General features: G+C 73.0%; 14 protein-coding genes. 2 read left to right on the forward strand and 12 right to left on the reverse strand.

The features are described from left to right. Nucleotides 1-85: 85 nt before the first annotated feature. From yajC to ruvC, 4 genes are all read right to left on the reverse strand, one after another. Nucleotides 86-448 (reverse strand): preprotein translocase subunit YajC, encoded by a 363-nt coding sequence (gene yajC / locus ABZS80_RS15635; protein WP_355056705.1) that lies wholly within the window; start codon nucleotides 446-448, stop codon nucleotides 86-88. Nucleotides 449-571: 123 nt separating this feature from the next. After that, nucleotides 572-1,636: a Holliday junction branch migration DNA helicase RuvB gene (gene ruvB, locus ABZS80_RS15640; protein ID WP_355056332.1), complete on the reverse strand. Its 1,065-nt coding sequence runs from the start codon at nucleotides 1,634-1,636 to the stop codon at nucleotides 572-574. Next, nucleotides 1,633-2,235: a Holliday junction branch migration protein RuvA gene (gene ruvA, locus ABZS80_RS15645; RefSeq protein ID WP_151461879.1), complete on the reverse strand. Its 603-nt coding sequence runs from the start codon at nucleotides 2,233-2,235 to the stop codon at nucleotides 1,633-1,635. The genes ruvB and ruvA overlap by 4 nt, the downstream gene beginning before the upstream one ends. Beyond that, entirely contained in the window at nucleotides 2,232-2,759 is a 528-nt protein-coding gene (ruvC, locus tag ABZS80_RS15650; RefSeq protein ID WP_189196227.1) for a crossover junction endodeoxyribonuclease RuvC, read from the reverse strand. Before ruvC ends, ruvA begins: the two co-directional genes overlap by 4 nt. A gap of 181 nt (nucleotides 2,760-2,940) precedes the next feature. Between ruvC and ABZS80_RS15655 the strand changes: the two genes are divergently transcribed. Together ABZS80_RS15655 and ABZS80_RS15660 are read left to right on the forward strand one after the other, a co-directional pair. Then, entirely contained in the window at nucleotides 2,941-3,723 is a 783-nt protein-coding gene (locus ABZS80_RS15655; protein WP_355056333.1) for a 3-hydroxybutyrate dehydrogenase, read from the forward strand. A 14-nt stretch (nucleotides 3,724-3,737) separates the two neighbouring features. Continuing rightward, a complete protein-coding gene (locus ABZS80_RS15660; RefSeq protein ID WP_355056334.1) occupies nucleotides 3,738-5,657 on the forward strand; it encodes a helix-turn-helix domain-containing protein in 1,920 nt (639 codons plus the stop codon). A 15-nt stretch (nucleotides 5,658-5,672) separates the two neighbouring features. On the opposite strand, the gene ABZS80_RS15665 is transcribed toward ABZS80_RS15660, so the two are convergent. From ABZS80_RS15665 to ABZS80_RS15700, 8 genes are all read right to left on the reverse strand, one after another. After that, complete coding sequence (locus tag ABZS80_RS15665) at nucleotides 5,673-6,281, reverse strand: TetR/AcrR family transcriptional regulator (protein ID WP_151461883.1); 609 nt, start codon at nucleotides 6,279-6,281, stop codon at nucleotides 5,673-5,675. 11 nt (nucleotides 6,282-6,292) lie between these two features. Continuing rightward, complete coding sequence (locus ABZS80_RS15670) at nucleotides 6,293-7,858, reverse strand: MFS transporter (protein ID WP_355056335.1); 1,566 nt, start codon at nucleotides 7,856-7,858, stop codon at nucleotides 6,293-6,295. 281 nt (nucleotides 7,859-8,139) lie between these two features. After that, nucleotides 8,140-9,159 carry a branched-chain amino acid ABC transporter permease gene (locus ABZS80_RS15675; RefSeq protein WP_355056336.1) on the reverse strand — a complete coding sequence of 340 codons (1,020 nt, stop codon included), beginning with the start codon at nucleotides 9,157-9,159 and terminating at the stop codon, nucleotides 8,140-8,142. Then, complete coding sequence (locus ABZS80_RS15680; RefSeq protein WP_151461886.1) at nucleotides 9,156-10,037, reverse strand: branched-chain amino acid ABC transporter permease; 882 nt, start codon at nucleotides 10,035-10,037, stop codon at nucleotides 9,156-9,158. Before ABZS80_RS15680 ends, ABZS80_RS15675 begins: the two co-directional genes overlap by 4 nt. A 10-nt stretch (nucleotides 10,038-10,047) precedes the next feature. After that, nucleotides 10,048-11,298 carry an ABC transporter substrate-binding protein gene (locus ABZS80_RS15685; protein ID WP_355056337.1) on the reverse strand — a complete coding sequence of 417 codons (1,251 nt, stop codon included), beginning with the start codon at nucleotides 11,296-11,298 and terminating at the stop codon, nucleotides 10,048-10,050. 48 nt (nucleotides 11,299-11,346) lie between these two features. Further along, nucleotides 11,347-12,039: an ABC transporter ATP-binding protein gene (locus tag ABZS80_RS15690; protein WP_355056338.1), complete on the reverse strand. Its 693-nt coding sequence runs from the start codon at nucleotides 12,037-12,039 to the stop codon at nucleotides 11,347-11,349. Further along, complete coding sequence (locus tag ABZS80_RS15695) at nucleotides 12,026-12,787, reverse strand: ABC transporter ATP-binding protein (protein ID WP_262283812.1); 762 nt, start codon at nucleotides 12,785-12,787, stop codon at nucleotides 12,026-12,028. Before ABZS80_RS15695 ends, ABZS80_RS15690 begins: the two co-directional genes overlap by 14 nt. A gap of 220 nt (nucleotides 12,788-13,007) precedes the next feature. Continuing rightward, nucleotides 13,008-14,207 carry an FAD-dependent monooxygenase gene (locus tag ABZS80_RS15700; protein ID WP_355056339.1) on the reverse strand — a complete coding sequence of 400 codons (1,200 nt, stop codon included), beginning with the start codon at nucleotides 14,205-14,207 and terminating at the stop codon, nucleotides 13,008-13,010. Nucleotides 14,208-14,235: the final 28 nt, after the last annotated feature.

The raw sequence follows: 14,235 nt of genomic DNA on the forward strand, positions 1-14,235 counted from the left end.
CGGGGTTCCCCGCGTACCGGCGTCGGACGCCGACCCAACTATCCACTTGTGTGAGTGAATCCGCTGCCCCGTCCGGGGCCGGCGGTCACTCCTTGACCGACTCGGCTTCCTCGGAGATCGTCTCGGCCTCCGGAACCTCGACCCGCTTGACCACGCGGGCGATCGCCGGGCGGGCGTACCGGGTCTGCACGCCCGGGGCCACCTCGAGCAGAACCGTCTCGTCCTCGACGCCGGTCACCGTGCCGTAGAGCCCGCCGATGGTGACCACCTCGTCGCCCACGCCGAGCGCGGACTGCATCTGCTCGGCCTCACGGCGACGCTTCTGCTGGGGGCGGATCATCATGAAGTACATGACGCCGAAGAGCAGAGCGATCATCAGGATCGGCGTCAGACCGCCTGCCCCTCCGCCACCCGCTGCAAGGTTTTGCACGGTTGTCGACCTTCCCATTGGCTCCACTCCGCCCCCTGCGGGGTGCCGGAGCGGAGGCGACTTCTCACGTCCTGTACAAGCCGCGGCGAAGTCTAATCCCTGCACCTGAGAACACCGAATGCGGCACAGATCACGTTCGGATCACGGCTGATCGGTCTGCGCCGAGAACAGATCGGGCACCGGAGCGGCATCCGTGCCAAATGTACCATTCGGCGGCGTACGCCCCAGATGGTGCCAGGCGGCCGGGGTGGCCACCCGGCCGCGCGGCGTACGCGCCAGCAGCCCGGCCCGGACCAGGAAGGGCTCGCACACCTCCTCCACCGTGTCCGGCTGCTCCCCCACGGCCACGGCCAGGGTGGAGAGCCCCACGGGGCCGCCCCGGAACGAGTCGACCAGGGCCGTGAGCACCGCACGGTCCAGCCGGTCCAGGCCGAGGGCGTCGACGTCGTAGACGGTCAGGGCGGCCCGGGCGGTCTCCAGGTTCACGACACCCTCGGCGCGGACCTCGGCGAAGTCGCGGACCCGGCGCAGCAGCCGGTTGGCGATCCGGGGCGTGCCCCGGGACCGGCCGGCGATCTCCGCCGCACCCTCCTCGGTGATCGGCACGCCGAGGATCCGGGCGGAGCGGTGCAGCAGCGTCTCCAGGTCGGCCGGTGAGTAGAAGTCCAGATGCGCGACGAAGCCGAACCGGTCCCGCATCGGCCCGGTGAGCAGGCCGGACCGGGTCGTCGCGCCGACCAGGGTGAACGGCTCCACGTCGAGCGGGATGGCGGTCGCCCCCGGACCCTTGCCGACCACCACGTCGACCCGGAAGTCCTCCATGGCGCTGTAGAGCAACTCCTCGGCCGGCTTGGCGATCCGGTGGATCTCGTCGATGAAGAGCACGTCGCCCTCGGCCAGGCTGGTCAGGATGGCGGCCAGGTCGCCGGAGCGCTCGATCGCGGGCCCGCTGGTCACCCGGATCCCCGAGCCCAGCTCGGCGGCCACGATGTTGGCCAGGCTGGTCTTGCCCAGGCCCGGGGGGCCCGACAGCAGGATGTGGTCGGGTGGAGAGCCGCGCCGCATGGCGCCCTGCAGCAGCAGGTCGAGCTGGTCGCGGACCCGGTCCTGGGCGATGAACTCGGAGAGGCGCTTCGGCCGGACGCTGGCCTCCGCGTCGAGTTCCGCGTCGCTGACGTACGCCGAGACCAGGTTCTCGCCCGTCATCGCGTGCGGCCCAGGAGGCGGATGGCCTGCTTGAGCAGGACCGGCACGGGCGGGGTCTCCCCGTCGACGGTCTCCGCGACCGCGGCCACCGCCTGCTCGGCCTGTGCGGCGGTCCAGCCGAGCCCGACGAGGGCCTGGCGGACCTGGTCCGGCCAGGCGCCGGCGGTCACCCCGGCCGCGCCGTCGGCGCCCACCGGCACGGGGCCGACCCGGTCGCGGAGTTCGAGGACGAGCCGCTCGGCGCCCTTCTTGCCGATGCCGGGCACCCGGGTGAGCGCCGCGGTGTCGGCGTTGGCGATGGCCTTGCGCACCGCGTCCGGGGTGTGCACGGCGAGCACCGCCTGAGCCAGCCGCGGCCCCACCCCGCTGGCGGTCTGGAGCAGCTCGAAGAGCTGCTTGGCGTCGTCGTCCGGGAAGCCGTAGAGGGTCAGCGAGTCCTCCCGGACCACGAGGCTGGTGGCCAGCCGGGCGGGCTGGCCGACCCGCAGGTCCGCGATGGTGCCGGGGGCGCACTGCACGGCCAGGCCGATGCCGCCCACCTCCACCACGGCGTGGTCCGGACCGGTCGCGGTCACCGTGCCGCGCACGCTGGCGATCATCGCGTTCCTCCTCGTCGTGCCCGCTCGGCGGCGGCCGCCAGCTTGGACCGGGTGCCGCCGCGCCAGATGTGGCAGATGGCCAGGGCCAGGGCGTCGGCGGCGTCGGCCGGGCGGGGCGGCTCGGGCAGCCGCAGCAGCCGGGTGACCATGGCGGTCATCTGCGCCTTGTCGGCCTGGCCGGAACCGGTCACCGCCGCCTTCACCTCGCTCGGGGTGTAGGTCTGCACGGGCAGCCCGGCCCGCGCCCCGGCGAGCACGGCGATCCCGCTCGCCTGGGCCGTGCCCATCACGGTGCGGACGTTGTGCTGGCTGAAGACCCGCTCGACGGCCACCGCGTCCGGGCGGTGCTCGGCGACCAGGTCGGTGAGCGAGCGGTCCAGGTGCAGCAGGCGCAGCGGCAGGTCGTCACCGGGGTCGGTGTAGACCACGTAGTAGGCGACCAGGGTGCAGGGGCGGCCCGGCACGCCCTCGACCACGCCGACCCCGCACCGGGTCAGCCCCGGGTCGACGCCCAGCACGCGCACGCCGCCTCCTCCCCGAGCCACCGGCAGAACGTGTGTTCGACACCCTACTGGTGCGTCCCGGCGCCCGGCCGGGCGGACACGCCGGGAGCGGCGGACACGATCCGCGCCACACACTGAAGCGGTCGAGTATGTGTCGCTGCCCCATGTGCCGCCGGCCACACAGCTCGTAACTTCTTGCGCCATGACGGCAGAACCCGTGGCGGTCCCCCACGTCGTGCACGTCGACCTCTCCGGTCGCGCTGCGCTGGTGACCGGTGGTGGCAGCGGCATCGGACGGGCCTGCGCCCTGCGCCTGGCGGCGGCCGGCGCGGCGGTGCTCGTGGTCGACCGCAACGTGGAGGCGGCCAAGGCGGTGGCCGCCGAGGCGGGCGGCCGGGCGGAGGGCGTCGACCTGGCCGACCCCGAGGCGGTGGACCGGCTCGACGTCGACGTCGACATCGTCGTCAACAACGCCGGCCTGCAGCACGTCGCGCCGGTGCAGGAGTTCCCCGTCGAGCGCTTCGAGTACATCCAGCGGGTGATGGTGGAGGCCCCGTTCCTGCTGATCCGCCGGGCGCTGCCCCGGATGTACGCGAACGGGTGGGGCCGGATCGTCAACATTTCCTCGGTGCACGGGCTGCGCGCCTCGCCGTTCAAGGCCGCGTACGTCTCGGCGAAGCACGCCCTGGAGGGGCTGTCGAAGGTGGTGGCGCTGGAGGGCGCCGCGCACGGGGTGACCGCCAACTGCATCAACCCGGCGTACGTGCGGACCGCGCTGGTGGAGAGCCAGATCGCCGACCAGGCGGCCAGCCACGGCATCGGCGAGGACGAGGTGGTCGAGAAGATCATGCTGGCCCGGGCGGCGATCAAGCGGCTGATCGAGCCGGAGGAGGTGGCGGAGCTGGTCGCGTACCTGTGCTCGCCGCCCGCCGCGTTCATCACGGGCGCGTCGATCGCCCTCGACGGGGGCTGGACGGCCAACTAGTGGCCTCGCGCACAATGTCGGTCATGTCGTCGCCGGTCGAGTTCCTGGAGCTGCTGGCGCGGGAGGCCGCCCCGGTCGAGTTCGAGGGTCCGCTGGTCGCCGCCCGCGCCGCCGGCCTGCCCGCCGAGCGCCTCGCCGAGCTGGAGCAGGCGAAGCTGGTGGCGCTGCGGGTCCGCGCGCTGCTGGAGCGGCGGCGCCGCCGGGAGACCGAGCTCTCCGGCCTGTACGACACGGCCAGCGACCTGGCCGGGCTGCGCGACCTGGACGACGTGCTGCGGGCGATCGTGCACCGGGCGCGGATCCTGCTCGGCACCGACGTGGCGTACATGACGCTGAACGACGACGAGCGCGGCGACACGTACATGCGGGTCACCGACGGCTCGATCTCGGCGCGGTTCCAGCGGCTGCGGCTGGAGATGGGCGACGGCCTGGGCGGCCTGGTGGCGCAGACGGGCACCCCGTACGTCACCTCGAACTACCAGGAGGACGAGCGGTTCCGGCACACCGGGGAGATCGACGGCGGGGTGGGCGAGGAGGGCCTGGTCGCCATCCTGGGCGTTCCGCTGCGGTTGGGGTCGAGCGTGATCGGCGTGCTGTACGCGGCCAACCGCTCGGCCCGGCCGTTCGCCCGGGAGGAGGTGTCGCTGCTGGTGTCGCTGGCCGCGCACGCCGCGGTGGCGATCGACACGGCCCGGCTGCTGGCCGAGACCCGGTCGGCGCTGGAGGAGCTGTCGGCGGCGAACAGCACGATCCGGGCGCACAGCAGCTCGGTGGAGCGGGCCGCCGCCGCACACGACCGGATGACCGCCCTGGTGGTGCGCGGCGGCGGGATGGAGGACGTGGCCGCGGCGGTCACCGAGGTGCTCGGCGGGGCGCTGCTGGCGCTGGACGCCGAGGGGCGGCGGCTGGCCCGGGTGGGCGAGATCGAGGAGCCGGACCGGGCGGACATCGTCGAGGCGGTGGCCGCGTCCCGCACCGAGGGGCGCAGCGTCCGCCGGGGTCCGCTCTGGTACGCCGCCGTGGTGGCCGGCGCGGAGAACCTGGGCGCCCTGGTGCTGCGCCCGGACGGCGAGCTCGTCGACGCCGACCAGCGGATCCTGGAGCGGGCCGCGCTGGTCACGGCGCTGCTGCTGCTGTTCCGCCGGACGGTGGCCGAGGCGGAGGGTCGGGTGCGGGGCGAGCTGCTGGACGACCTGATCGCCCGGCCGCTGCGGGACACCGACGCGCTGCGCAGCCGGGCCCGCCGGCTCGGTGTCGACCTGGACGCCCCGCACGTGCTGGTGGCGGTCGGGGACGACGCGATCGCGGCCACCGGCTCGGCCCGGCAGCGGGTGCTGTCCTGGGCCACCACGTACGCCTCGACGCGGGGCGGCCTGGCCGCGGCGCGCGACGGGCGGGTAATGCTCATGCTGCCCGGCCGGGACGCGGGCGGCGCGGCGCGGGCGGTGGCCCGGGACCTGTCCCGGGTGACCGGCCGTCCGGTGACCGCCGGGGCGAGCGGGCCGTCGACCGGTCCGGCGTCGCTGGCCGCCACGTTCGCCGAGGCGGAGCGGTGCCTGACCGCGCTGGGCGCGCTGGGCCGGGCCGGGCAGGGGGCGAGCACGGCCGAGCTGGGCTTCGTCGGGTTGCTGCTGGGCGCGGTCGGCGACTCGGGCGACCGGGACGTGGCCCGCTTCCTCACCACGACGGTGGGGCCGGTGGTCGACTACGACGCCCGGCGGGGCACGGCGCTCGTGAAGACGCTGGAGGCGTACTTCGGGGTGGGTGGCAGCCTGGCCCGGGCGGCGGAGCTGTTGCACGTGCACGTCAACACGGTGACCCAGCGGCTGGAGCGGGTCGGGCAGCTGCTGGGCGCGGACTGGCAGAAGCCGGAGCGCGCCCTGGAGGTGCAGCTCGCCCTGCGCCTGCACCGCCTGCGCACTCCGGCCACCTGACCCCGCCGGGGGTCGTCAGCGGGCGCGGAGGCCTTCGAGGACGGCGTCCACGACCCGCTCGGGGAGGATCTGGTCGTCCAGCTCGGGGTGCCAGCGCAGCACCCGCTGGAGCAGCATGGGGCCGGTGAGCAGCGCCATGGCCAGCTCGATGTCGAGGTCGGCCCGGAGTTCGCCGCTGTCCACCCCGCGGCGCAGCACCTCCCGCATCAGCTTCCGACGCGGGGCGACGATGTTCTGGTAGAGCTGGAAGTGGTCGGGGCTGCGGTTCACCTCGGGCACCAGGCACGGCATGATCTTCGCGGCACGCGGGTCGACGTTGTGGCCGACCGCGCCGACCAGCAGCACCAGGTCGTCGCGGACGGACCGCCCGGCGGGCTGGGGCGGCACCCCCTTGAGCCGGCCCAGCGCGTCCATGAGCAACGCGTCCTTGCCGGACCAGCGGCGGTAGATGGTGGCCTTGCCCACCCCGGCGCGGGCGGCGATCGCCTCGATGGAGAGCGCCTCGAGCGTGCTGCCCTCGGCGAGCAGGTCGAGGGTGGCCTCCACGATCGCCTCGTCCGCGCGGACGCTCCGCGGTCGCCCGGGCGACCGCGGAGCATCAGCCATGGAAGTCATGTCAGACATTGTCGCCGAACCTACGCCGTCCCGGCCAACTCCGGCTCGGCGGCCGGCCGGGACTCGGTCTCGACCACCGGGCGGCCCGGCATCCAGCGCAGCACGATGCCCATGCCGAGCAGCGCCACGAGCGCGGAGATTCCCGCCGCCCAGTGCATCGCCGAGACGAACGAGTCGTTCGCCGCGGCGATGAGCCGGGGCGCGCCGGCCCCGAGCCGGCCGGCGACGGCGTACGCCCCGGAGATCGACTCCTGGGCCGCGTCGCGGACCGGGGCGGGCAGGCCGGACAGGGTCGAGGCCACGTCGTTGCGGTAGACCGCGGAGAGCACCGAGCCGAGGACCGCCACGCCGAGCGCGCCGGCCACCTGGCGGACGGTGTTGCTCACGGCCGAGCCCACGCCGGCCTTCTCGCGGGGCAGCGCCGACATGATCGACTCGGTGGCCGGCGGCATGATGTTGGCCATTCCGGCGCCCTGGACGAAGCCCAGCGCCGAGAAGATCCAGATCGGGGTGTCCGCGTCGATGAGCACGAACGCGCCGAGCGCGGCGGCGGTGAGCAGCAGCCCGACGGCGGCCACGGCCCGACCCCCGTAGCGGCGGACCATGGCGGCGCTGCGCGGCGCGAAGATCAGCTGCGCGGCGGCGAAGGGCAGGAAGAGCAGGCCGCTCTCCAGCGGGCTGTAGCCGCGGACCAGCTGGAGGTAGAACGCGCCGAAGAACATCACGCCCATGGCGGCGAAGAAGACCAGGCCGACCAGCGCCACCGGCGCGGCGAACCGGGGCACCCGGAACAGCCGGACATCCAGCGACGGGTGGTCGCTGCGCAGCTCGTGGCTGACGAACCAGCCGAGCACCGCGAGCCCGCCGAGGATCGCGACCCACACCCGCGCCCGGTCGAAGCCGTGCTCGCCACCGTCGATGATGCCGTAGGTGAGGGCGACGAGGCCGACCACGGACAGCAGCACGCCGAGCAGGTCGACCCGACCCGGCCGGGGGTCGCGGGACTCCGGGACGAGGGCGGCGACGAGCACCACGCCGAGCACCACCACCGGAACGTTGATCAGGAAGACCGAGCCCCACCAGTAGTGCTCCAGCAGGGCGCCGCCGAGCACCGGGCCGATGGCCACGGCCAGGCCGACCGCGCCGGCCCAGACGCCGATCGCCTTGGCGCGCTCGCGGGGGTCGAAGACGTTGGAGATGATCGACAGGGTCACCGGCATGATGGCCGCGCCCCCGACGCCCATGAGGGCGCGCGTGGCGATCAGCTGGCCCGGGTCCTGCGCGTACGCGGAGAGCAGCGAGGCCAGCCCGAACAGGGCCAGGCCGACCATCAGGAAGCGCTTGCGACCGAAACGGTCGCCGAGGACGCCGAAGGTGAAGAGCAGCCCGGCGAAGACCAGGGTGTAGGAGTTGATCGCCCACTCCAGCTCGCCCTGGCTGGCCCCGAGGCCGTGCACCGGGTCGGCGAGGGTACGCAGGGCGACGTTGAGGATCGTGTTGTCGAGGACGACCACGAGGAGGCTGATCACCAGCACCCCCAGGATCGCCCACCTCCTCGGGTGTCCGGTGTTCTCGTGCGGTTCCACTCGGGTTCTCCCCCCGGCTCACCCGCGTCAAAATACGATACGGGACAGACTCGTAAACGCAGTTGAGCGTAGGTGAGAGTGTTTCGATACGGAACCGATCCGTATCGTTTGTGTCCCAGGTCACCCGGCCAGACAGGCGGCGGTCGCCTCGCCCAGCGTGCTGAGCCGGGGCGGGCCTCGGCCGGCAGGCGTCGGGTCAGCACAGGACGAACCCCCGGGTAGCACTCCACTACCCGGGGGTTCGTCGCGTCGGCGCGGTCCGGATGCGCCGTCGCGGGAATTCACCGGCGGCGGGCCGCTGCCCGCCGTCGCGCCAGGTGGGCGACCGTGCCCCAGATGCCGCGCCGGAACAGCAGCACGACGAGGACGAAGATGCCGCCGGTGACCAGGCCGATGGCCTCGAAGCCGGAGAACGACAGCCAGTCCTCCAGCCGGACCACCAGGGCCGCCCCGAGCACACCGCCCCAGAGGGTCCCGATGCCGCCGAGCACCACCACGATGACCGCCTTGCCGGAGGTGGTCCAGTGCAGCACGTCCAGCGAGACGAACCGGTGGCCGACCGCGAAGAGCCCGCCGCCCAGACCGGCCAGGAAACCGGACAGGACGAACGCGGTCAGCTTGTAGCGGTGCACCGGGTAGCCGAGCGCGCGGGCCCGGGCCGGGTTGTCCCGGATGCCGACCAGCACCCGGCCGAAGGGCGAGTGCACGATCCGCCAGGCGGCGAACAGGCCGAGCACCACGATCGGCAGGATCGCGTAGTAGAAGTAGTAGTCGTCGGACAGATCCGTCCCGAAGAACTCCCGGGGCACGCCCTGGAGACCGTTCTCGCCCTGGGTGACCGAGCGCCACTCGTTGGCCACGTAGTAGACCATCTGCGCGAACGCGAGGGTGACCATGGCGAAGTAGATGCCGGTGCGCTTCACCGCGAGGTAGCCGATCGGCAGGGCGAGCAGCGCCGCGGCCAGGGCGCCGGCCAGCACGGCCGCCGGGAAGGGCAGGCCGGCGTGGATCGCGACCAGGCCGGTCACGTACGCCGAGGTGCCCCAGAACGCGGCGTGCCCGAAGGACATCAGCCCGGTGAAGCCGAGCAGCAGGTCCACCGAGACGGCGAACAGCGCCCAGCAGAGGATGTCCACGGCCACGGCCGGGTAGAGCCCGTTCGGCAGCCAGAGGGCCACGACCAGGCCGGCGGCGAGCAGCGCGTACCGGACCCAGCCGGGCGCCCGGGCGACGGTGAGCAGCCCGGACGGTGGAGCGGGCCGGGCCGACTCCTCGGCGGGGGTGTCGACAGCACTCGTCATGCCGGTGCCTCCTCACGGCCGAACAGGCCGGCCGGCCGCCAGAGCAGCACCGCGGCCATCACCACGAACACGACGGTCTGCGACACGATCGGGAAGTCCGACAGGTACGCCTCGCCCCACGCCTGGATCAGGCCGATGCCGAAGCCGGCGGCCACCGACCCGAAGATCGAGCCGAGCCCGCCGATCACCACCACCGCGAAGACCACGATGATCAGGTCGGCGCCCATGAGCGGGTTCACGGCCCGCATCGGGGCGGCGAGCACCCCGGCCAGCCCGGCCAGGGCGATGCCGAAGCCGAACACCGGGGTGACCCACCTCCCCACGTCGATGCCGAAGGCCCGGGTCAGCTCGGGGCGCTCGGTGGCGGCCCGGACCACCATGCCGACCCGGGTGCGGCCGAGCACCCACCAGACCGCGACGCAGAGCAGCACGGTGAACCCGAGGATGAAGACCCGGTAGGTGGGAAAGTCGAACAGTCCGAAGTCGACCGTCCCGCTCAGCTCGGCCGGGGTGGCGTACGGGCTGGACTGCACGCCGTACCGGGACTTCACCAGGTCCTGCAGGATCAGCGTGAGGCCGAAGGTGAGCAGGAAGTTGTAGAGCGGGTCGAGCCGGGTCAGCCGGTGGATCACCGCCCGCTCCAGCACCATGCCGAGCAGGCCCAGCGCCAGCGGCATGATCACCAACGCGGCCCAGAACGGCACGCCCGCCTCGGCGAGCAGCACGTACGCGCCGAAGGCGCCGAGCATGTAGAAGGCGCCGTGGGCGAAGTTCACCACCCGGAGCATGCCGAAGATGACCGCGAGCCCGAGGGCGAGCAGGGCGTAGAACGCCCCGCCCACCAGCCCGTTGAACGTGTTCTGCAGGAAACCTGACATCAGCCCGTCTTTACATCTTGCAGTCGGCCGACGGGGCCCGGAACGCCTCGGCCGCCGGGATGGTCTTGAGGATCTTCACGTAGTCCCACGGCTCGCCGACCTCGGCCTGCGGCTTCACCTGCGCCAGGTAGGCGTCGTGGAGGACCCGGTGGTCCTCGGCGCGGATCTTGCCGTTGCGCAGGAACAGGTCGTTGACCTCCTTGCCCTCCAGGCCCTTGACCACGGTGTCCGCGTCGTCGGTGCCGGCGGCCTGCACAGCCTCCAGGTACTGCATGGCCGCGGAGTAGTTGGCCGCGTGGGCGAAGGACGGCCGGGTGCCGGTCTCCTTCTGGAACTTGTCCGCCCACTCCCGGTTCTGCTGGTCGAAGTTCCAGTACCAGGCGTCGGTGTAGGTGGTGCCGGCGAGCGCGGCCGGGGTGAGCGAGTGGATGTCGGTGATGAACATGAGGCCGACGGCCAGCCCGACGCCCTTGTCCCGCAGCTTGAACTCGTTGTACTGCTTCACGACGTTGACCAGCTCGGCGCCGGCCTGCATGGTGCCGAGCACCTGCGGCTTCGGGTTCAGCGTGGGGGCCTTGAGCAGGAACGAGGAGTAGTCGCCGCTGGTGTTCGGGAACGGCGCGCCGTCCTTGCCGACGACCTGCCCGCCGGCGGCCGTGATGGCGGCGGAGAAGCTCTTCTCCATGTCCTGCCCGAAGGCGTAGTTCGGGTAGAGGATGTACCAGTTCTTGCCGACCTGCTCGGTGGTCACCGTGCCGGTGCCGTGGGCCAGCATGTAGGTGTCGTAGGCGTAGTGGAACGTGTACTTGTTGCAGCTCTTGCCGGTCAGGTCGGTGGTCGCCGCGCCGATGTTGAAGTAGAGCTTCTTCTTCTCCTTGGCCACGTCGGCGACCTTGAGGGCGGCCGAGGAGGTCGGCACGTCGAGGATGGCGTCGACCCCCTTGCGGTCGTACATCTCCTGGGCCTTGCTGTTGGCCACGTCCGGCTTGTTCTGGTGGTCGGCGGTCTCCACGCTGATGTTCTTGGTGACGGCCTTGTCGCCGTACTTGGCCTTGAAGTCGGCGATGGCCATCTCCACGGCCTTGACCGAGTTCCGCCCGGACAGCTCCGAGTAGGCCCCGGACTGGTCGTTGAGGACACCCAGCACGATCTTGTCGCCGGTCAGCTTCTGGTCGCCGCCGGACTGCGGCCCACCACCGCCGCATCCGGCCACCAGCACCGCCGCCGCCGAGGCGGCGGCCACACCCACGCTCCTGCGCATGTCGAATCCTTCCCTGCCGCGCGGTCCGCGCGGGTCAGCCGTCGTGTGTCAGATCCCGAGGTACGCGAGCAGCTCGCGCTCCCGCGAGCGCACCTCGGAGTTGTCCATCGCCTCCGCGATCCGTCCCTCGGCCAGCAGGTAGTGCCGGTCGGCGACGCCGGTGGCGAAGTGCAGGTTCTGCTCGACCAGCAGCACGGTCACGCCGTGCTTCTTGGCCTCGCGCAGCAGGTCGCCGACCTGCTGCACGAGCAGTGGGGACAGGCCCTCGGTGGGCTCGTCGCAGAGCAGCAGCCGGGCGCCCATGCGCAGCACCCGGGCCAGGGCGAGCATCTGCTGCTCGCCGCCGGAGAGCATGGTGGCCGCCGAGTCCCGCCGGGTGTACAGGGCGGGGAACGCCTCGTAGACCCGTTCGAGGGGCCACGGGTCGGGGCCGACCCGGGGTGGCAGCGTCAGGTTCTCGGTGACGGTCAGGGTGGCGTACGCGCCCCGGTCGTCGGGGACCCAGCCGAGCCCGAGCCGCGCCCGCCTGTGCGCCGGCAGCTTCGTGACGTCCCGGTCGCCGAAGCTGACCCTGCCGCGCTGGCCGGGGTGCAGCCCCATGACGGAGCGCAGCAGCGTGGACTTGCCGGCGCCGTTGCGCCCGACCAGGGTGACCACCTCGCCGGTGGCCACCTCCAGGCTCACCTCCCGCAGCACCTGGGCCTCGCCGTACCAGGCGGAGAGGTTCTCAATGCGCAGCATCGGCGGCTCCCAGGTAGGCGGTGATGACCCGCTCGTCGGCGCGGACCTGCTCGTACGGGCCCTCGACAAGGACCTTGCCGGCCTGCAGGACGGTGACCGTGTCGGCGAGCCGGCCCACCACGCTCATGTTGTGTTCGACCATGACCACGGTCCGGCCCGCGCGGACCCGGGCGATCAGGTCGACGGTGCGGTCCACGTCCTCCAGCCCCATCCCAGCGGTGGGCTCGTCGAGCAGCAGCACCTTCGGGTCGAGGGCGAGCGCGATGGCCAGCTCCAGGGCGCGCTTGCGCCCGTACGCGAGGGCCTCGGCCGGGGCCTCGGCCAGCTCGGCGAGGCCCACCATGGCGAGCAGCTCGTCGGCCCGGTCCCGGTAGCGGCGCATCAGCTTCGCCGAGCGCCAGAACCGCCAGCCCAGCCCGCTGGGCGCCTGGAGGGCCAGCTCGACGTGCTCCCGCGCGCCCAGCTGGGGGAAGAGGCTGGTGATCTGGAAGGAGCGGGCCACGCCGAGCCGGGCGACCCGTTCCGGGGGCAGGCCGGTGACGTCCCGGCCGGCCAGCTCGATCCGCCCGGCGCTGGGCGGCAGGAAACCGGTGAGCAGGTTGAACAGGGTGGTCTTGCCGGCGCCGTTCGGCCCCACCAGCGCGTGCACGGTCTCCGGCGCCACGTCGAGGTCGACCCCGTCGACCGCCCGGAAGCCCCGGAAGTCCCGGGTCAGCCCACGGGCCGACAGGATCGCTTGCCCGGCCATCGCCTCACCCTCCGCAGGTCCACAACCGCGCCGGCCAGGTCGGTGACCGGGGTCACAGGGCCGTCGCGTGCAGGAAACCTACGGCGCACCGGCAGAGTCGAGCCATGTCGGTCCCCCACACATTCACCCCCGACGGGACGGGCCCGCTCCCCATAGGGGGCGGGCCCGTCCGCCGAGATCGCAACGGATCGGCGGGTGTCGACATGTGGTGGCGCCACCGTCACGGGGCGGCCGCGTACTCCGGCAGGTCGATCCCGTCGGCCCTGCTGAAGAAGAGCCGGGTGGCGAGCCCGCGCAGCGGGCGGGAGGCCATGGCCCGCATCGACGCGTCGCGCATCCGGATCGCGGCCCGGCTGTCCGGCAGGAAACCGGAGATGCCACCACCCGGGATCTCCTGGCTGCGCGTCACGTGCGGGCGCAGCAGTTCCTCGTAGCGGCGGTAGGCCGCCGCGTGGTCGCCCCGCGCCGCCGCCAGCTCCCCGGCCAGCAGGTACGCGCCGACCAGCGCGAGGCTGGTGCCCTGCCCGGTGAGCGGGGACGGGCACCAGGCGGCGTCGCCGAGCAGCGCCACCCGCCCGTTGCTCCACGACTCCATCCGCACCTGGCCGTACCGGTCGAAGTAGAAGTCGCCGGCGTCCGGCGCGGCGGCCAGCAGCTCGGCGGCGCGCCAGCCGACGTCGGCGAAGCGCGCGGCGAGCAGCCGCTGCTGGGCGGCGCGGTCCCGCCGGTCCACGTCGAGTTCGCCGGAGCGGAAGCTGAAGAACGCGGCGGTCCGGCCGTCCCGGGTCGGGCGGGTGCCGACGACCCGCCCGCCCGGCGCGTTGTGCAGCAGGAACCAGCCGGTGTCGTCCCGGAACGGGGTGGAAAAGTAGGCCAGGTACGCGCCGAGCGGCCGGACGTACGCCGACTCGGGGCCGAAGGCGAGCGCCCGGGTGCGGGAGTGCGAGCCGTCCGCGCCGATCACCAGGTCGACGGTGCGCGGGGCGGAGCGGGCGAAGGTGAGCCGCACCCCGTCCCCGGTCTGGTCCAGCGTCTCGATCGAGTCGTCGAAGACGTACTCGACGTCGTCCCGGGTGGCCTCGTGGAGCAGCCGGGCCAGGTCGCCGCGCTCGATCTCGATGTCGGCCACGATGCCCTCCCCGCCGAAGGCGTGCACCGGCAGCCGGGCGCGCGTCTCCCCCCGCTCGCCGACGTACGCCATGCCCTGCTCCCGGACGGTCGCGGCCCGGATCCGGGCGGTCAGCCCCATCCGGTCGACCACCTCGCGGGCGGCCCCCCGCACGTCGACCGCCTGCCCGCCGGGACGCAGCCCGGGGGCCTGTTCCACCACGGTCACGGCGAAGCCGTGCCGGCGCAGCCAGAAGGCGAGGGCCGGGCCGGCCACGCCGGCGCCGGAGATGAGCACGGTCTTATCGTTCATGGTGTTCTCCCGAGATCGCGCGTACACC

The organism is Micromonospora sp. NPDC005305, from assembly GCF_040607315.1.
Taxonomy (GTDB): Bacteria; Actinomycetota; Actinomycetes; order Mycobacteriales; family Micromonosporaceae; genus Micromonospora.